Annotated in this window: 16 protein-coding genes, 2 tRNA genes and 1 pseudogene; 5 read left to right on the top strand and 14 right to left on the bottom strand. The window is 62.3% G+C overall.

Going from position 1 to position 17023, the window contains the following annotated elements:
• Positions 1 to 2: 2 nt before the first annotated feature.
• Positions 3 to 527, top strand: coding sequence for a hypothetical protein (locus E3227_RS07185; RefSeq protein ID WP_144318036.1), 525 nt, complete (start codon positions 3 to 5; stop codon positions 525 to 527).
• Positions 528 to 1089: 562 nt separating this feature from the next.
• On the opposite strand, the gene E3227_RS07180 is transcribed toward E3227_RS07185, so the two are convergent.
• Positions 1090 to 2037, bottom strand: a complete 948-nt coding sequence (locus tag E3227_RS07180) for an alpha/beta fold hydrolase (RefSeq protein WP_144318035.1) — start codon at positions 2035 to 2037, stop codon at positions 1090 to 1092.
• A 23-nt stretch (positions 2038 to 2060) separates the two neighbouring features.
• On the opposite strand from E3227_RS07180, the gene E3227_RS07175 reads away from it, so the two are divergent.
• A complete protein-coding gene (locus tag E3227_RS07175) occupies positions 2061 to 2345 on the top strand; it encodes an acyl carrier protein (protein ID WP_144318034.1) in 285 nt (94 codons plus the stop codon).
• A gap of 68 nt (positions 2346 to 2413) precedes the next feature.
• On the opposite strand, the gene E3227_RS07170 is transcribed toward E3227_RS07175, so the two are convergent.
• The 3 genes from E3227_RS07170 to E3227_RS07160 all read right to left on the bottom strand — a co-directional run bounded on the left by E3227_RS07170 (position 2414) and on the right by E3227_RS07160 (position 5212).
• Positions 2414 to 3793 carry an NAD-dependent succinate-semialdehyde dehydrogenase gene (locus E3227_RS07170; protein WP_144318033.1) on the bottom strand — a complete coding sequence of 460 codons (1380 nt, stop codon included), beginning with the start codon at positions 3791 to 3793 and terminating at the stop codon, positions 2414 to 2416.
• A 19-nt stretch (positions 3794 to 3812) separates the two neighbouring features.
• Positions 3813 to 4115, bottom strand: coding sequence for a hypothetical protein (locus E3227_RS07165; protein ID WP_144318032.1), 303 nt, complete (start codon positions 4113 to 4115; stop codon positions 3813 to 3815).
• 191 nt (positions 4116 to 4306) lie between these two features.
• A complete protein-coding gene (locus tag E3227_RS07160; RefSeq protein WP_144318031.1) occupies positions 4307 to 5212 on the bottom strand; it encodes a DMT family transporter in 906 nt (301 codons plus the stop codon).
• Positions 5213 to 5372: 160 nt separating this feature from the next.
• Here E3227_RS07160 and E3227_RS07155 point away from each other — a divergent pair, with 160 nt between their 5' ends.
• Positions 5373 to 6197 (top strand): DUF4190 domain-containing protein, encoded by an 825-nt coding sequence (locus tag E3227_RS07155; RefSeq protein ID WP_144318030.1) that lies wholly within the window; start codon positions 5373 to 5375, stop codon positions 6195 to 6197.
• Here E3227_RS07155 and E3227_RS11815 read toward each other — a convergent pair.
• The 6 genes from E3227_RS11815 to E3227_RS07125 form a co-directional block, all read right to left on the bottom strand.
• Positions 6194 to 7858, bottom strand: coding sequence for a hypothetical protein (locus tag E3227_RS11815; RefSeq protein ID WP_144318029.1), 1665 nt, complete (start codon positions 7856 to 7858; stop codon positions 6194 to 6196). The two genes, E3227_RS07155 and E3227_RS11815, sit on opposite strands and share 4 nt — an antisense overlap.
• A 174-nt stretch (positions 7859 to 8032) precedes the next feature.
• Positions 8033 to 9382: an IS256 family transposase gene (locus E3227_RS07145; RefSeq protein ID WP_144317273.1), complete on the bottom strand. Its 1350-nt coding sequence runs from the start codon at positions 9380 to 9382 to the stop codon at positions 8033 to 8035.
• Between the two features lie 54 nt (positions 9383 to 9436).
• Positions 9437 to 9976: a DUF3558 family protein gene (locus E3227_RS07140; protein ID WP_170228651.1), complete on the bottom strand. Its 540-nt coding sequence runs from the start codon at positions 9974 to 9976 to the stop codon at positions 9437 to 9439.
• A 185-nt stretch (positions 9977 to 10161) separates the two neighbouring features.
• On the bottom strand, positions 10162 to 10986 hold the full coding sequence (locus E3227_RS07135) for a serine hydrolase domain-containing protein (protein ID WP_144318027.1): 825 nt from the start codon (positions 10984 to 10986) through the stop codon (positions 10162 to 10164).
• 10 nt (positions 10987 to 10996) lie between these two features.
• The gene (locus tag E3227_RS07130; RefSeq protein WP_246062649.1) at positions 10997 to 11872 is read right to left on the bottom strand and encodes a trimeric intracellular cation channel family protein; all 876 of its coding nucleotides are present in this window, start codon (positions 11870 to 11872) and stop codon (positions 10997 to 10999) included.
• Positions 11873 to 11913: 41 nt separating this feature from the next.
• Positions 11914 to 12543: a DUF4230 domain-containing protein gene (locus E3227_RS07125; protein ID WP_246062648.1), complete on the bottom strand. Its 630-nt coding sequence runs from the start codon at positions 12541 to 12543 to the stop codon at positions 11914 to 11916.
• A 130-nt stretch (positions 12544 to 12673) separates the two neighbouring features.
• On the opposite strand from E3227_RS07125, the gene E3227_RS07120 reads away from it, so the two are divergent.
• Positions 12674 to 14290: an AbgT family transporter gene (locus E3227_RS07120; RefSeq protein WP_246062647.1), complete on the top strand. Its 1617-nt coding sequence runs from the start codon at positions 12674 to 12676 to the stop codon at positions 14288 to 14290.
• Positions 14291 to 14396: 106 nt separating this feature from the next.
• Here E3227_RS07120 and E3227_RS11945 read toward each other — a convergent pair.
• From E3227_RS11945 to E3227_RS07105, 4 genes and pseudogenes are all read right to left on the bottom strand, one after another.
• Positions 14397 to 14612 (bottom strand): annotated as a pseudogene (locus E3227_RS11945) (DUF6308 family protein); the annotation flags it as partial.
• A gap of 359 nt (positions 14613 to 14971) precedes the next feature.
• The gene (locus tag E3227_RS07115) at positions 14972 to 15520 is read right to left on the bottom strand and encodes a hypothetical protein (RefSeq protein ID WP_144318025.1); all 549 of its coding nucleotides are present in this window, start codon (positions 15518 to 15520) and stop codon (positions 14972 to 14974) included.
• Positions 15521 to 15567: 47 nt separating this feature from the next.
• Positions 15568 to 16533, bottom strand: coding sequence for a thermonuclease family protein (locus tag E3227_RS07110; protein WP_170228650.1), 966 nt, complete (start codon positions 16531 to 16533; stop codon positions 15568 to 15570).
• A gap of 172 nt (positions 16534 to 16705) precedes the next feature.
• A tRNA-Asn gene (locus E3227_RS07105) sits at positions 16706 to 16778 on the bottom strand.
• Positions 16779 to 16937: 159 nt separating this feature from the next.
• On the opposite strand from E3227_RS07105, the gene E3227_RS07100 reads away from it, so the two are divergent.
• A tRNA-Ile gene (locus E3227_RS07100) sits at positions 16938 to 17011 on the top strand.
• Positions 17012 to 17023: the final 12 nt, after the last annotated feature.

Genomic DNA, 17023 nt, shown 5'->3' with positions numbered 1-17023 from the left:
GGATGAGTAGTGAGGTCTACGTCGCTCTCACCCTCGTCCCGATGGTGCTAGCGGGAATTGCCTTGGTGTTCGCGTTCCTGCGCTACTCCAAAATGGGCGGCGATCTCAAACTCCTCGGGATCTCCATCGCGGTTTCCGCGTTGATCGCGGGGGCGGTGCTGTATTACCTCGCCGCCGTGAGTGATATGTTCGCGTCGGAAGTGCTTTTCGTGTTCGCGCTCGTCGGAGCTGGCGCATCGGCCATTCTCGGCTGGTTCTTTACTAGCGCGGGCAGGACCTGGTCCCTGGCGTTGGCGATCGCGGCGTCAACGATGCTGGGCTCGGCTCTTGGAGCTTCTTTGAAGCTAAGCCAGGCATACGGGAGTACGCCGACCCCGGAGACCGTAGGACCGGAGCTCTCTGTGTGGTTCGTAGTCATTCCCGCGATCGTGTTCTGGGTTCCGCTTGCGTCCTTCTTTGCGGCCGCGATCGCCGCTCTGTGGCGGGATTCCCGTGAAAAATCGGCGGTTGCGGAGGGTTCTGTCTAGTGGTGGGTATATTTTTCACGTTCCCACTCGTGGTGCTGATCTTCGTCCTAGGTGCGGCGATGGAGCGCTAAGCGTCAAGGAAGTTCCCATTTCACGTTTGCTTGTACCGTCGGGGCTTTCACTGGGCGCGGGGATCTTGGTCAGCTTAGCTTTAGGTGTCTTTTCTCGCCTCGCCTCCAGTCAGGCTCAGTGGCTCATTACTCCATTGGGCAGCACCGTACTGGGGCTCGGGATGCTCGGGCTCTGCGTCATCGCCGGCGTCCTCGGGTGGAAGTACGCAGACGGTGGGCGCCGCTGGTCTCTCGCGGGTGCGATCGCGGCCAGTGTGACTTTCGGTGCGAACGCTGCGTTATTGCCCACACTGAACGATCAGACGCGGGGCCTAAGCGGCGCGGAAGCCGCCGGAGCTGGGCTCTGGATTTTCTTTCTTGTGCTCCCTCTCACACTTCTGATGCTGCCGCTGGTATCGTTCGCTGCCGCGGAAAGTGCCATTCGCATTCGTCGCTCCCACTCGACCTCGGTGGCACAGCCGGTACGGAAAGAGTCTAAGGCGGCTTCTGATCTAGCTGAGCAACCGGTCGACGAGCCGGATGATGGCCGTACTCACGGCACCGGGAGCGTCTAGCGGAGGCATATGTCCGCTTTCGGGCAGCACCTGGACGTGCGCACGGGGCCAGATGTCGTGGAGGCGCTCGGACTGGGAGACCGGCGCGACGGTATCGCGCTCCCCCACCAGGATGTAGCCGGGAATGTCCGCGAGGACTGCCGCGGCGTCGAGCTCGGAGTGCTCAAGCAAGTCGTCGAAGAAGCCAGCGTAGGTGGCCAGGGGCGTCTTCTGAATCATGTCGGCATGGAAACGCACGAGGTCAAAATCCATGGGGCGGAAGTAAAACCCCAAGGCCAGGAACGGAGCGATCATGCTGGTAACAGCCTTCCTGATACCCTCCGCAAAGCCTGGAGTGTGGTCTAGCACTCCCTCCAGAACATCTCCCATCGGGCCCGCCAAGATCTGTGGCAAGCCTTGCACCGCGAAAGGCTCTACGGTCGACGAGATTTGCACACTCCCAGCGACGTTGAGGTTGTAGCGGCGCATTAGCGACAGTGAGACGGGTCCGCCGAGTGAATGGCCGACGATAATCAGGGGGCCGCGAAGGCCCAACCGCTCCACCACCGCGTAGACATCATCAGCCGCGTCGTCGATGGTGCACTGCTCAGGATGGACGAACGTCGTGCGCCCGTGCCCGCGGTAATCAAGTAGAACCTGGCGCACAGGTAGGGCATCGAGCTCTGCGACTTGCATGTAGAACGACTCGGAGGAGATGTTGAAACCGTGGACGTAGAGCACGGTCAGCTCCGCGTCTTCGGGGCCGCGGTCGTAGTAGCGCACATTCACGTCGCCGTTTTCGACCGTCCCAGTGCGGTCATACTGCAGGCCAATATGAGAGATGCCGCAGTGGAGGCGGTGCCGAGAAGCAAGGAGTGTGCGCGCCGCTGCGAACCGTTGGTGCATGTTGCCAGTGTATATATGGGTGCATGAAGCTTTCGCAACGGCTGGACCTGGGCGCACTGAACCTCGAGGCGGAGGAGCCGACCGACCGCAGCCTCGAGGCGCGGCTGATCGACCTCGTTTCCCGCATCACCGGCGACGAAGTCGACCCCGCAAAGACGCTCGCCGAGCTGGGCATCAGCTCACTCGACCGGATCGAGCTTGCGGTGCGCGCGGAGGAGGAGTTCGGCGTGCTTGTCGACGACTCCCTCTATACAGATTCCCTCACAGTCAACGAATTGGCCGACAGTCTCGCTCAGGCGTCCGAGTGAGTGGACACGAAAACACTAAATGCGCCCCGCCGGGTTGAGGTGGGGCGCATTCGGGTTAGTGGAGGAGTTTAGCTCTCGTCGGCGACGAAGAAGCGCTGGCGGTTGACGAACTCGTCGATGCCCAGGGGGCCGAGCTCGCGGCCGAAACCGGAGTTCTTCACGCCACCGAACGGCAGCTCGGCGCCGCGGGCCTGCGGGATGTTGACGTGGATCATGCCGGTAACCACCTGGTTGGCCACGCGCTTTGCACGCTCTTCGTCGGTGGAGAAGACCGCACCGCCGAGGCCGTACTGGGAGTCGTTGGCAAGTTTGATGGCCTCCTCCTCATCGGCCACGGAGTAGATCTCTGCCACGGGGCCGAAGAACTCCTCGTAGTAGGACTCGGAGCCGACGGGAATGCCGGTGATGACTGCCGGGGAGTAGTAAGCGCTGCCCTCGGCCAGCTCGCCGCCGGTGTGCAGGGTCGCGCCTTCCTCGACGGCTTTCTTCACCTGCTCGTCGAGGGTCTCCGCGGCGTCACGCGAGGACATCGGATAATACTCGCCCTTCTGCGGGTTCATCGGATCGCCTTGGTCGAATGACTCCGCAATGCGGACCATCTCGGCGACGAAATCGTCGTAGATATCTTCCATCACGATGATGCGCTTGTTGGACGTGCAGGCCTGACCGACGTTGCTCATGCGCTTTTTCCACGCGGTCTTCGCCGCCGCGGCAACGTCGTCGGTGTCGAGGATGATGTAGGGGTCGGTGCCGCCGAGCTCGAGGAGGCTCTTCTTCAGGTTCTTGCCGGCGGTAGCGGCAACGGCGCGGCCGGCTGCCTCGGAACCGGTGAGCGAGACGCCCTGAACGCGGGGGTCCTCAATCAGCGTGGTGATCTGGTCGTGGGAGGCGTACACGTTGGTGAACACGCCCGCGGGAGCGCCGGCTTCCTCGAGGATCTCCTGGATCTTCTGGGACGAGCGCGCGCAGATCTCGGCGTGCTTGAGCAGCACGGTGTTGCCGGCCATAAGGGTCGGCGCGGCAAAGCGCGCGACCTGGTAGTACGGGTAATTCCACGGCATCACGCCGACGATGACACCCAGCGGTACCTTGCGCATCACGGCGGAACCGCCCTCGGTCTCTAGCGGCTCGTCCGCGAGCAGCTCCGCGCCGTGGTCGGCGTAGTAGCCGAAGATGTCGACGACGTCGTCGACCTCGTTGTCGCCCTCGCGCAGGGACTTGCCCATCTCCTCGGCGATGATCTTCGAAAGCTCGTCGCGTTGGGCGTCGAAAAGCGATGCGACCTTGCGCAGGATCTGGGCCCGCTCCTCGAGCGGCGTCTCGCGCCACGTGCTAAACGCCTCGTCGGCTGTGGTGAGGGCGCGCTTGAGGTCGGCGTCGCTGATGGTCTCGAAGGTCTCGACGACCTCGTTGGTTTTCGGATTTTGGACTCGGTAGGTGTTTGACATAGTCCCCATCGTAGGGAAACTATGCGACACGGGTTGTCAGTTGCGCCGCGAAACCAGCCCGCTGTGCCAGCGTAGTGAGGTTTTCGCGGAAGCGCGCCAGGTCCGCAGCGGGGGCGTACACCAGTTCGCGGCAGCCGATCGTGCCGTCGGGGTTGCGGTGCCAGCGGGTGAACCAGGCTGTGTCCCAGACGTCGAAAAGCGAGTAGTCGGCTCGGTCCTGGGGCAGTTCGCACAATAGCTTCTCGACGTCCCCCCGCAGGCGCGCGGGCATCCCGTCAATGTCGATGACGGCGGACGTGGTGGCGGCGAGTGTCGTTGTCATGGGGTGTCCTCCAATGCGTGGCGGCGCCGCGCCCCCCTACCGCTGCTGCGAGCGGTGGGTGCGCGACGAGACGAGGTTCGTCTTCCCCAACGGCCTCAAAAATCTCTTGACCGATGTTGCGTCACACAGCCACCACGAGCAACCCTCAACCGCAGCTTTACACCCCTATTTAGTGAAGCTTTTGTTGAGGGTTAGAGAGTGCGCACCGCGACCACGCCCGCGAAAATGAGCACCAGCCCCACCACGCGCAGGGGGTCGACACGCAGCCGCTTCGCCCCAAACCACCCCATCGACTCAATCACCTGGCCGCCCGCGATCGTGCCTGCGTTGATCCCAATCACTGTCGTCGCCGTGCCCAGCACCGGGGCGAGCGTCGCACCACCTGCGACAAAGATCGCGCCGATCACACCGCCGGACCACATCCACCACGGCCCCGGCTCAGGCCGCGTGACCAGCTGCCGCGGCGATGTCACCAGCGCAATGGCGAACAGCAGCAGCGCCCCGACGGCAAGGTTGATCTCCGCAGCATGCAGCGACGACCCCGCGACCGTGCCCAGGTGCCCGTTGATCGTCGTCTGAACCGCCGACGCCATACCAATCCCCACCCCAACCGCGCGCCACGCCCACGAACCGCTCACCACCGCGCCTTGCTTGCCGACGCCCACCACAAGCGCAATCCCCACCACGACCACGATCGCACCCAGAATCCGTCCTAACCCGACGTCGAGCTGAGGCGCACGGAACAACCCGAACTGGTCGATGGTCAGGCCCATCACTACCTGCCCGAGGATCGGCAGCACCACCGTGGCCACGGCCCCGATGCGGGGAAACAGCAGAATGTTGCCCATCACGAACATCACGCCCAACGCGCCTCCGGACCACACCCACCACGGCTCGCGCACCGCAGCAGCAAAGTCCGGCACGGGGTGGCCGACGAGAATTGCTGTCGCGATGACGGAAACGAGAAACGCGACCGTGAAGGAAATCAGCGCCGAGACGACGGGGAACCCTCCCACGCTCAAGCGCAATCGCGAATTGGCGGCCGTTTGAATCGGAATGATCGAGCCGATAGCGAGAGCTGCGAGGATGGCGAGCATGACGGTGAGGTTACCCCGAATCGACCGATTTCCCAGCCCCCACCCAGCGGCTTAGGACATTCTGTCGAGGTCCTGTGAGGTGGTGTCTGGGGCGGATTCTACTCTTCCTCCCACCAGTCCACCACTAGCGGGGGCTTGCGCCCTCGAAGGGAGTTTTCCTATGTCAACCTTGTACACCGCCCCCGTCGGGCCAGCCCAGCCGATCGCACCGGTGGAGCCACCTCAGCGCAACACCGTTGGAATCATCGCGCTCGTCTGCGCGATTGCCGGCTTCATTTTCGGCTGCATCCCTGGCGCATTCATCCTCGGTTGGATCCTTCTGCCGATCGGCTTCATCCTCGGCATCATTGGCTTGTTCATGAAGGCTAAGAAGGGCACCGCCGTGGCCGCCGTCATCGTCTCGATCGTCGGAACCATCGTTTCGGTAATTGTTTTCCTGTTCGCCGTCGGACGGGCCTTCGACGAGAGCTTCAACCAGGACGTATCCGTAGCAGGACCGGAAAGTGCGGTCGCCCCGGTCGCGGAGGGCTCCGCCGCTCAGGGAGGGTCAACCGCAGGGTCCACGCGCGACAACCCGCTGCCGATCGGCGCCACTGTGGAAAACGAAGAATGGTCCGTCACCCTCAACAGCGTCGACCTCGATGCAACAGATGCGGTGACCGCCGAAAACCCGGTCAACGATCAGCCGGGCCCAGACCAGACCTACGCGCTGGCGAACGTCACCATCACCTACAAGGGTGACAATCCGCAGGGCTCGATGCCCATGCCTCTCATCGAGTACGTCACCCCCGACGGCCGCAGCGTGACGTCTTTCGACACGCTTGTCGTCGCCCCCGACGCCCTGGACACGCTGACGTCGCTCTACAGTGGCGCGTCGGTAAGCGGCAACGAGGCGTTCCTGATTCCCGCCGGCACTGCTGGTGAGGGCGTTCTCGCGATCCAGCCGGACCTCTTGAGCAAGAAGGCGTTCTTCGCTGTGCGTTAGGTTTTGCGTCGTGGGGTGCGGACGTCGTCGCCGATGACGTCGGGCAGTACTGCGGGGGCATCACCGAGCAGGGCGCGCAGGTTGCCGTTGCGTTCCACCGCGCTGGTTACCGCCCGCACGCGACGCTTCCTCGACCCGCCACCGCCTGCGTGGGCGCTTGGGCTCATCGGGCCACCGACCGCCACGGAACGATTCGCGGTGTGCGCACTCGTTGCGGTCGATGCGGTAGTGGACCCCGGTGCCAGCGGTGCGCCAACACCAGGGCCCGTGAGCCCCGGGCCCGTGAGACCGGGTGGGATCGTACCCACACCCGCACCGCCGCGGCCGATAAGGCCCACCGCGGACCCAGCACCCGCACCCACAGCAGAACCCACACCCTGCCTGCCACCTACACGGCCACCCGGCACAGCACCGCGGGCACCGCTATGAGCACCACCTGTGCCCAACACAGGACTTACCCCCGGGGTGACACCAAACGGTGAACCACCAAACCCGGCATGTCCCGCACCCACAGGCACCACCGGGGCAGACCCAGCCGGAGCTGCCGTAACCGGTGGCAGCGTCGCCACCGATGCCGCCTGCGTCGCACCCGCAACCGGTGACAGGCCACCCGCACCAACACCCGCGCCACCTGCGGGTGCAGCCGCCAACACGTCCTGCGGAGTAGTCGCATACGCCACATCCGAAAACCCGTTAGCCACCAACGCATCTTTGACCACCTGCGGCAACACACGGCTCTCAAACGCTGGTGCGGCAGGCACCACCACCGCCTCCGGTGAAAACGGTGCCGCAGGCATCGCATCCAACGCCGGCAACAACTGATTAAAAGGCGGCACCGTCGGCACCAACCCTGCCGTCAACCGCGGCGGAAACGCCGCCATATACGCCTGCTCCACCACCGGCTTAACCTCCACCGGCGCCGCCAACCACGACGCATACGCCGCTGCCGCAGTCGCCTTCTCCGCACCAGCAACCGCCGCCAAATTACCCGCATGCACCCCCATCGCCGAAGCATGCGCCGCAAACTGGCCACCCGCCCACTGAATCCGCCGCACCCGCTCAATCGCCTTATCCACCCACGACGTCTCCGCAGACGACCCCAACGCCGCCACCACCGCATCCAACCGAGACACCACCTCAGAAACCTTGACCGCCGTCGACTCCCACGCCGCCGCCTCCGACAGCGCACGTGATGGATCAGTGGCCTGGAACTGGCCATGCAACACCGGCAACGACGCCACAAACCCAGCCACCGGACGGCCGAACACAAACGGATTCGTCGACGGGTTCTCCACCTGCGCCAACTTCATATCCACATCCACCGCCGACGCCGACGCACCCCACACATTGGCTAACCCAATGGAACCCACCATGTGGGAAAACGCCCCATCAGCACCAACAACACTATCCAAATTCGCCTCCAGCAACACCGCAGCATCCAGCACATGCGCCGCCAACGCCTTCAACGCCTCCGGACGACTCACCGACGACACACGACCATGCGACACCCCCGACTCATCAAGACCCGACACAGGAGAAAAACCCGCAAGATCTCCGCGCCCGAAACCCTGGCGATCGAGTAGAGCGTCGCTCGCTATAGAGCGCAGCTGGGAAATCGCACCTTCAATCTCCCCAACATTCACCTGCATTTTCTGATTCATTCCCCCACCTAGATGAACTTCTTGAAAGCGAGCCAGGGAGCACGCTTCCAGGATCTGATCGGACAGCTCGAATTCTAAAGCTGCTTTTTCGGGAAAGGATCAAATGCGATGCACACTTTAGTGATCAACGGAGTGCTGCGAGGGTGTCCGATTCTTTGTGTGCGGGGGCTTGGTTTACAAGTAGTCCGCGAATCGGTCGGGGTATGCCACGGCTAGTTGGTTGATGGCTTGTTTCCACCCGGTGGCTTTCGCTCCTTCAATATAGCCGCTGCATTCGATGGCGCGCTTCGCTTTCTTCGCTCGCTGGGCAGCGCGCTTGTCCTCGATGTTGCAGATCATCAGCCACAGCGTTTTCAGCGCCGCAGTATCGTTCGGGAACTGGCCGCGGTTGCGGGTGGCTTTCCGCAGCTCAGCATTCAGCGATTCGATCGAATTCGTGGTGTAGAGTACCCGCCGTGCCGCAGGCGGGAACTGCAAAAACGGCACAAACCGGTCCCAGGCGTCGCGCCAGACTTTGACCGATTGCGGATACTTCCGTCCCAGCTCGGACGCCTCGAACGCGTCCAGGGCGGCGCGGGCGGTGTCCTCATTCGGCGCGGTGTAGACCTCCCGCAACGCGCTGGATACGGGTTTGCGGTCTTGGTAAGACACCCACCTATTTGCCGCCCGGATCAGATGCACGATGCAGGTCTGCACCATGGAATTCGGCCAGGTTGCCTCCACGGCGTCCGGCAGGCCTTTGAGCCCGTCGCAACAGACGATGAACACGTCTTGGACCCCACGGTTGGCAAGGTCAGCGCACACGGATGCCCAAAAACTGGCGCCTTCATTGTCTGCGATCCACAATCCCAGGATGTGCTTGATGCCGTCCATGTCGACGCCTACCGCCATGTAGCAAGACTTGTTGACCACGCGGTGGCCATCGCGGATTTTTACGCGTAGCGCGTCGAGGAAGATCACCGGGTAGAACTCGTCCAACTGGCGGTTCTGCCACAGCATCACCTCATCAAGCACCGCGTCAGTAATCGTGCTGATGGTATCCGGGCTCATGTCCACCCCGAGGGTGGTGGCGAGGTGGTGCTGAATATCGCGCACGGTCATCCCACCGGCGTACAGCGAGATGATCATGTCGTCGAGCTCGGTCAAACGGCGCGACCCCTTCGGCACCATCTGCGGGGTGAACGTGCCGGCACGATCCCTGGGCATGGTGACCTCTAGTCGGCCGTAGCCGGAATCGACGGTCTTGGTGTACGACCCGTTGCGGTGATTGCTCTCCTGTGCGGTTTCCAACCGGGCTTTCGCCTTACGGTCGGCATGGCCGTAGCCCAAATGTGCATCCATCTCCGCCTGCAGACCGGCGTTGATCGATGCCTGCAACAGGCCTTTGACCAGATCGCTTGCATCATCTGCAGAGGTCGACAGTTCGCTGATCAAGCTGGCGAGCTCAGGATTTTCCATCAGCTTCTCGCTGATCTCATTGACCCTTGCCGGGTCGTGGCCTTTCTTCGGTGACACCTTAGTCATTATCGGTGAAACTCCTTCTAGATCAGAGCCTCACACACAAACTTCCTGACACCCTCAGTGCTGCTCGTAAAGAGCGTTCATCAGTTCCTCCGCCTGCGAACATAGAGTTGACGGATCGTTAAGCATTCGTGCCGACCCCACGCTCACGGACAGCGTTCCTCTATCCGTCTCCACCGCTACATCGCACGAGTCTCCCAAACCACTTGGAGCCCCAAAAGCGAACGCGCCCGGTGGAACAAGCGAGCTCACAGTATAAGAAGGAGAGGAACTGAGAATAATGTTTCTGTCGGCGGCGTTAGCGACGACAAGCACCACTCCGTAGTCGTCATCGTCGTCTAAAGCGCAAGTACTGATATACCGATCATTAAGCGCGGATTGCTCAGGCTGCACCTCGCTCTTCACCATCCCCGCCGCCGCGAACTCCGCATCGGAGATTTCCGTGCACGGGTCGAAAAGATTGTGCTTGACCTCCTCGGGATCAAACGGCCCGATCACCAAGTCCCCGCTGTCAAAGTGAAACGCAGCCGGCTCCGGAGAAACAGCCGCCTCCGAAGAAGCAGGCCCAGCAGCACCCGTCTGACCCAGAACACCCACATCCGCACCCGACGCACACCCCGACACTAAACCGACAACCCCGACCAAGCCAACAAACACACCGAACCGACGCACCGACAAACCCCCACATTGTCGCAAACCTAAGAACACCGCCGATTCTGCCTGCCCACACCCCCGCCAGCAACAGCACAACACTCAGCCACGGCAGAGTTCAGCTCCACGCCCTAGCCGGAAAGCTCCTCAAACACCGCCGCGTTCGTCTCCTGCCACAAAGGTTTCGCCCAATCGCCGAAATCGCGGTCGGTGAGAACGACCATCGCGGTCCCCGCTGCCGGTGAATCTGACCACGCCGGCACGACCCAGAGGTAGGTTCCGGACATTCCGAAGTGCCCCACAGTGTCTGCGGGCATGTTGTCACCGGTCCAGTGCGGCGATTTCTCGCCCCGGATCTCAAATCCCAGACCCCACGGGCAGGGCTTCTGCATCCCGTATCCGGGGACGATCCCGCGCAGCTCACCGAATTGGTTGGCGAAGGCGTCGATAAGCGTCTGCTCGCTCAGCAGCGTGGGCGCCGTCAACTCGCGAGCGAAGGCGCGCATATCGCTTAGCGACGCCCTCCCGCCGTGCCCCGCAGACCCATAAATCTCCGCGCTGTCCATGCCGAGTGGCTCGAAAACGCCGAGGCGCGCGTACTCCCCAAGGTGCATCCCACTGCGCTCGTGGAGAAAGTCGTCGAGAATTTCGAAGCCGGCGGACGAGTAAATGCGCCGCTCACCGACCGGTTTCTGGGCCTTGCGCGAATCAAGCCCTACTCCGGAGGCGTGCGACAGCAGATGGCGTACGGTCGACCCGGTGGGCCCGCAGGCGCTATCGAGCGAGAATGCTCCCTCTTCGACGGCCATGAGGAAGCTGTATGCGGCGAGTAGCTTGGTCACGCTCATGAGCTCGTAGATGACGTGCTGGTCGCCGTAGGTCGCGTCCTGCTTTCCGACGAGCGCGGCCGAGACGTTGTCCACCGGCCACCCAGAGAGGTGCTTGGCTAGGTCCATGAACCCGATGTTACGTGCGCCGCACCCACCCGGTGTCCCCGTCGTCGCCTGATCGGCTGTACGCGCGGTAGAGCATGTCGATGAACTCGTCGCGGGTGAGACCATCTTCCTCGTCCTCGATCTCCTCCATTTTCTCGTGCCGCCACGATCGGACATCTGTGGGCTCCACCTTCCGCGCGGCGGTGCGCAACTGCTGTTCCACTCCGCTGAAGGAGCGGCGCAGGCTCAGCGCGATGTCGTTGACCGGGGCGAAATCTTGGCGCGCCGGGACGTACCAGCCCTTCCAATACACGAGCATGGCCAGCAAGAACGCCACGATCGGGGAGACGATCATTCCCCAGGCGTCGTACCCCGCGTGGTAAAGCCCCACGTTGAGGGTTCCTGCGACGACAGCCGGGATGACCGTCATCTGCTGGTTTTTCAGCACGGAGGGCACCTGGCCGCACATCATGTCCCGCAGAATGCCGCCACCCGTGGCCGTGACAACACCCATGAGGACACACCCGAGGGGAGAAACGCCGTTGAGCAGCGCTTTGGTTGAACCGGTCACCGCCCACACACCGAGGATCGCCATGTCCGCGTGGTAGTGGAAGATTGTCCAGAAGAATCCGTGCAGTCGAGTGACAAACGCCACCGCGGCGCCGGCCATGGCCGTCCACACATATTCCGGGCTGTCTAGGGCGGCGACGAGTCCGGAGTTAATAAGGGTATCTCTGAGCGCACCTCCCGCAAGCGCCGACACAACGGCGATGATGAGAAAGCCCACGATGTCGAACTTCATTGTGCGTGCAACCGTGCCGCCAACCAGCGCGGCAAGGAACACGCCGATCAATTCGAGGACGCGGTAGACGGTTAGGAGCATCGGTTCCAGTTCTTCTGCACTCACCCGCGCGAGTGTAACCGCAGACAACAACCGCCCGGTGGAGTTTAGCTCCAGCGCACCTCCACCTGATACCCCGCCATGTTGGTGCCCTCAATCAACGCACTGGCGTGGCTGCGCATGAGTTCCTCAGTGCGCTGCTCGGCGCGCTTGAGAAGACCCTCCTCTATAGCCTTTTCCTCCGCACGTTTTTCTTGCTCAGCGAGGAAACCGGCAACGTCGTCCACCCTGATCTGGTTCAAGGGATTCATCGACTGGTCGTACACGGTGATGCTTGCTGGGTTGACGGAGTTTTCGGTGATGGCCACGCGCGGCACGCGCACGGTGAGTTTCTCGGCGTCCTCGTCGATGTCCACCACGACTTGCTCGGCGTCGCGAAGCCCCGCCTTGACGGATCCATCGAATGTCACCAGGAAGTTGCGTCCGGTAAAGGGGACGGCGCGCCCCGCGACGGTGAAGCCCTCCTGCTCGAACGAGCCCACCGTTGAATACGCGTACTCCTCCACTGACAGCTCAGCGATCTCCTTGAAGGATGCCCCGATTTGCTCGTCGGTGATGCTCTCGCGCCCGAGGCCGAACAACACAGGACGAATCATCACGAGCACCACCGCGGCGATGGCGACCAACGCGACAACGGCAGCCGCCGCGGCCGCGCATCCGCTCCCGCGGTTTCTCATCGCAACTGTAGACACTTTCATTCGCTCCTTCCGGCCCAGTTCACCGCACCGTCTCGGCGACATCTTCGCCACCCTATACTAAGTGTGCGTTAAGGTGTTTCACATCAAATCCCGACCAGGAAACGACGCCATGACAGGATCACACACTCAAGGGTCGACGACGACCAAGGAACCCGAAGAGAAGGACACCGGTGGGGGCGGTTTCCTCGGAGTCATCGAGAAGGTCGGCAACAAGCTGCCCAATCCGTTCTGGCTGTTTGTCATCCTTTCTGGCGTCGTTGTGGCGCTGTCGTGGATTGGCAACCGGATCGGCATGAGCGCCACAGACCCCGGCAGCGGTGACACCATCGCGGTCGAATCCCTGTTGACCACCGAGAATCTCTCACGGATGGTGACGGATGCGGTGAAGAACTTCGTCTCCTTCCCGCCGCTGGGTGTGGTTCTCGCGGTCATGCTGGGTGTCGCGGTCGCCGAATACACCGGCCTGCTTTCCACGATGGTGCGCGCCATGGTCGGTTACGTCAACCCGAAGATTCTCACGTTCATGATCGCTCTAGCAGGCGTCACGGGCTCCGTCGCCTCCGACGCGATCTACGTCATCATCATCCCGCTCGGCGCGATGGCCTTCCATGCCGTCGGCCGCTCCCCGATCGTCGGTGCAATGGTCGCGTTCGCGGCGTCGAGCGCGGGTTTCAACGCCTCACTCGTTCTCAACATCACCGACCTTCTGCTCGCGGGAATTTCGACATCGGCAGCCCAAATGGTCGACGAGAACTACGTAGTTTCGCCGCTGGCCAATATTTTCTTCGTCATCCCCTCGGCCGTGTTCCTCTCCCTGCTCATCACGGCAGTGACGGAATTCTTTGTGGATAAGAAGGCGCACGAGCTCATCGACCACAGCGAGGTTTCTTTCGAGCAATCGCGTGACGACGCCCCCTCCAACGACCCCGAAGATTCCGAGGAGATTTCCCTGACCCTTACACCGGTCGAGTCGAAGGGCTTGGTCTCCGCGCTCATCACCTTGCTGGTGTTCCTCGCCATCTACTTCGCGCTGCTGTTCATCCCTGCCTCCCCGTTTGCCCGCCCCGAGGAAGGGTTCATGCAGTCGCCGCTGATTCAGGCGGTGGCGGTGCCGATCACGCTGGGGTTCTTCTTCGTCGGTCTCGCCTACGGCCTGACCACAGGCAGCATCAAGAGCTCCGGCGACATTCCCGACATGATGGCCAAGGGGCTTGAGACGATGCTGCCCATGTTGGTTCTGTTCTTTGCCGTGTCCCAGTTCCTGGCCTGGTTCCAGTGGTCGAACTTGGGGCCCTGGACAGCAATTAAGGGCGCGGAGCTGCTGCAGCAGTGGGACCTTCCCCCGGCGCTGCTTTTCGCGGGCCTCGTCGCCATGGTCGCCGTGCTCAACATGCTGATTACCTCAGGGTCCGCGCAGTGGGCTCTCATGGCCCCGGTTGTGGTCCCGATGATGATGTACGTCGGAGTCGCGCCCGAGGTGGCGCAGATGCTCTTCCGTATCGGTGACTCCCCGACCAACATCATCACCCCGATGTCACCGTTCTTCGGCCTTGCACTGGTGTTGCTGCAGCGCTACTACAAGAAGGCGGGAGTGGGCACCCTGATGTCCCTCGCCCTTCCTTACTCGATCTCGATCTTGGTCGGCTGGTTCCTCTTCTTCCTGCTGTGGTACTTCCTCGGCCTCCCGCTGGGCCCGGGCTCGCCGATGAAGTACCCGGCGACGTAAGCATCCGAGGCGTTCGTCGTGCCCTCCATGACTGGGAGTAAATAGATTCCGCTGGAAGACCGGCGCGGGCGCCGAGCGCCGCCAGCTCGGCAACAAGCGCGCAATTGTCCTCCCGGAGGGCTTGCGCGAAAGGAACGGTAAATTCGCTTCTCGACGTCCCAGTAACCGCGCGCACCACCCGATCCACTACGGGGTAGATCTCAGGGCGCTTGCGCGCAATGAGCTTGGTGGCGCGCACTTCCCCTATCCCGGGGAGCTCTCTGAGGTAGCGTTCGAGCGCGAAATCACCGAGTTGACTACGAGGGTCGTCTAGTTCCCACAGTCCGACATCTCTCGGGATCTGTTCAAGAAGTACAGCAACCTTTTCTCTGACTGCACCGTCGCGCCGCGAGCGGATCCCAGCCTAAGCTGGGATAGGGGTGCTTAGGCACGAGACCGCGAACAAGTCCTCCGGCGTGAACCAGTGCGGGGAGGGGTCATCGCCACAGGGGTCGAAGTATTCGCCCGAGTACACCCCGGGCGCGCCCGCAGCCTCCAGACCCAGAGTTCGCGAGTAGCAGGCGCGCAGATAGCTAACGCCCTGAGCCGTGTCCCGCTCTCGAAAGGTTCGGGGGAGCCAGAAGTCATCCCCTTAACGGTTATCTCTTCCGTATCATGAGCAGCCACGGCGCCTGGTTTCGTTTACCGCGGGAAGTACCCGATTTCCTCCGGCGTGCAGATCGGGGTGCGGTCGAGGAACTCTTGCGGAGCGCCCTGTTCGCGCAGCTTAATGCCGTTGAAGCAGCCCTGCTGCAAACCGGTTTTCTTTGACCCATCCGGCGCGAGCCCCACCCAGTTCTGCCCGTCGTGGTGGAAGAAGACCTTCCAGTCCGTCTGGTTGGCACCGGCGACGGCCCACTCACCGTTGCACCATTCGACGATCGTGCCTGCAACGCCCGGCCACCCGTCCACGACGGCGTCGAACTCCTGCGGAGCGCATTCGCCCGCTGGGACAGGCGCGGGGAGGATTCCGGGGAAGAGTCCTTCGGCGGATCCAAGCTGGGTGCTCCAGGCGGCCACAGCGTTGGAGCTGGTTTCGGTCAGGGACGCGAGCGCCTCGTCGATGGCCGATGTGTCCACCGAGGATGCGAACGGGTCGAACGGTGCAACCTCCTCCGCCTGAGCGGTAGCGGGCAATGCCGTCAGCGCGAGTGCGCCGGCGGCTCCGATAGCAGCAAGTGAACGTTTCATGCTTTCCACTGTAACCGGATTTTTGATCCATATTGAGGCGCCGGAGCTCAGCCGATTTGTGCCTTGGTAGCGCAGTCGATCTTCGCGTATCGCCGACCCTCGTCGTCTACGGAGGTAAACGCGTAGTTTCCTCCGTATGCGCGGCACCCGGTGTAGGTATCTCCCCCGCCTCCCGAGTGCAAAGCGGCAGCAGGGGGCGCGGAACTGCTCGGTGCTGACGACTCCATCCGAGGTTGATTCTCCGTGTCTTTCCGCGCGGCGTCGATGTCGTCGCCGTTGCGCTGTTCCTCGGCGCGCTCCTGCGCATCGCGACGTTCCTGTTCGCGTGCGATAGCCTCGTCGATCCTGGATTCGGCGCGCTGGAGCCTATCTTCGAGCGTGTTCACCGTGTCCTTGTAGCTGTCGCCATAGGCGCTCTTTTGAAACTCGGATTGTCTTTCCCCTGCGGTGTGTACTGTAGCCAGTGTCGCCCTCGCCTCCGCGATTCGTCGTGCGCTGCGCTGTACCTGCGCGAGGTTGCCGTCATCGTTCAGGTAAGGCAAGAGCAGGATCAAGTTCTGCGCCTCCTGTTGAGCTTGTTCAGCCTCGCGGATCGCCTCCGCGTCTTGCTGTGCGACGAAGCACTCCGGGCCCAGCGTTGATAACCCGCGTTTAGCTTCGTTTGCTTCCCTTTCCGCCTCGGCTACTTCGGAGTAGAAGCGGTGGTTGGGGGCGATGTCCACGGCGCGGCCCAGGCCTTCCCGGGCAATTTCCGCATTGATCAGCGAATCGTCGACAAAGACCCCTGCCAAGCTCCGCCCGTACTTATCCAGTCTCTCCTGGTCAAATTCAAGCTCCACCACAGAGCCAATGGGAAGGCGATCTGCGAGGTACTGGCGGGCTTCTTCGGCAAGGCATTCAGCGGGTGCCCCGTCACGACCGATTTCGGGGGTGTCCACGTTGAGGAACCGGATGCGTGTCGTCTCGCCGTCGAGACGCACGTCGATCGTGTCACCGTCGACAATTTTCTCCACAGTTACCGGGCTTGCTCCAAGGAGTTCGACGGCTAAGGCACCCGTCAGACCGATCGCCGCGATCCAACCCACTGTCTTTAACAGGCTCAATGAATCCTCACGTTTCCCCATCACCTTTTCCGGTGCGCCCAAGCACCAGAAAAGCCAGCCATCTCTGGCTGGCTTCGTTTTGCTCCTCCAACTGGGCTCGAACCAGTGACCCTTCGATTAACAGTCGAATGCTCTGCCAACTGAGCTATGGAGGAAAATCGCACGGAAAGCGTATCCGCAACGAGTTATAACTATAGACAGCGCCCCCAAAGTAGCCAAATCGCAAGCTTAGGCGTGGTTTGGCACCTAGTTTCGGCCACCCGGATTTCAATTGGTTTCGGTGGCTCGGGTAAGGTGTGTCGGGATTTACCAATGGGGCTATAGCTCAGTCGGTTAGAGCCGCGGACTCATAATCCGCTGGTCGCGGGTTCGAGCCCCGCTGGCCCCACGTTCACACGCC

Source organism: Corynebacterium sanguinis (assembly GCF_007641235.1).
GTDB classification, from domain to species: domain Bacteria; phylum Actinomycetota; class Actinomycetes; order Mycobacteriales; family Mycobacteriaceae; genus Corynebacterium; species Corynebacterium sanguinis.
The sequence above is the reverse complement of the archived record's forward strand: the minus strand, read 5'-3'. Positions and strand labels throughout refer to the sequence as shown.

Coding starts and splice junctions, on each gene's coding strand:
- E3227_RS07120 (WP_246062647.1), top strand. CDS start 12,674: ATGACAGGATCACACACTCAAGGGTCGACGACGACCAAGGAACCCGAA.
- E3227_RS11815 (WP_144318029.1), bottom strand. CDS start 7,858: ATGAATCAGAAAATGCAGGTGAATGTTGGGGAGATTGAAGGTGCGATT.
- E3227_RS07145 (WP_144317273.1), bottom strand. CDS start 9,382: ATGACTAAGGTGTCACCGAAGAAAGGCCACGACCCGGCAAGGGTCAAT.
- E3227_RS07180 (WP_144318035.1), bottom strand. CDS start 2,037: ATGCACCAACGGTTCGCAGCGGCGCGCACACTCCTTGCTTCTCGGCAC.
- E3227_RS07185 (WP_144318036.1), top strand. CDS start 3: ATGAGTAGTGAGGTCTACGTCGCTCTCACCCTCGTCCCGATGGTGCTA.
- E3227_RS07155 (WP_144318030.1), top strand. CDS start 5,373: ATGTCAACCTTGTACACCGCCCCCGTCGGGCCAGCCCAGCCGATCGCA.
- E3227_RS07135 (WP_144318027.1), bottom strand. CDS start 10,986: ATGGACCTAGCCAAGCACCTCTCTGGGTGGCCGGTGGACAACGTCTCG.
- E3227_RS07170 (WP_144318033.1), bottom strand. CDS start 3,793: ATGTCAAACACCTACCGAGTCCAAAATCCGAAAACCAACGAGGTCGTC.
- E3227_RS07160 (WP_144318031.1), bottom strand. CDS start 5,212: ATGCTCGCCATCCTCGCAGCTCTCGCTATCGGCTCGATCATTCCGATT.
- E3227_RS07165 (WP_144318032.1), bottom strand. CDS start 4,115: ATGACAACGACACTCGCCGCCACCACGTCCGCCGTCATCGACATTGAC.
- E3227_RS07175 (WP_144318034.1), top strand. CDS start 2,061: ATGAAGCTTTCGCAACGGCTGGACCTGGGCGCACTGAACCTCGAGGCG.
- E3227_RS07125 (WP_246062648.1), bottom strand. CDS start 12,543: ATGAGAAACCGCGGGAGCGGATGCGCGGCCGCGGCGGCTGCCGTTGTC.
- E3227_RS07115 (WP_144318025.1), bottom strand. CDS start 15,520: ATGAAACGTTCACTTGCTGCTATCGGAGCCGCCGGCGCACTCGCGCTG.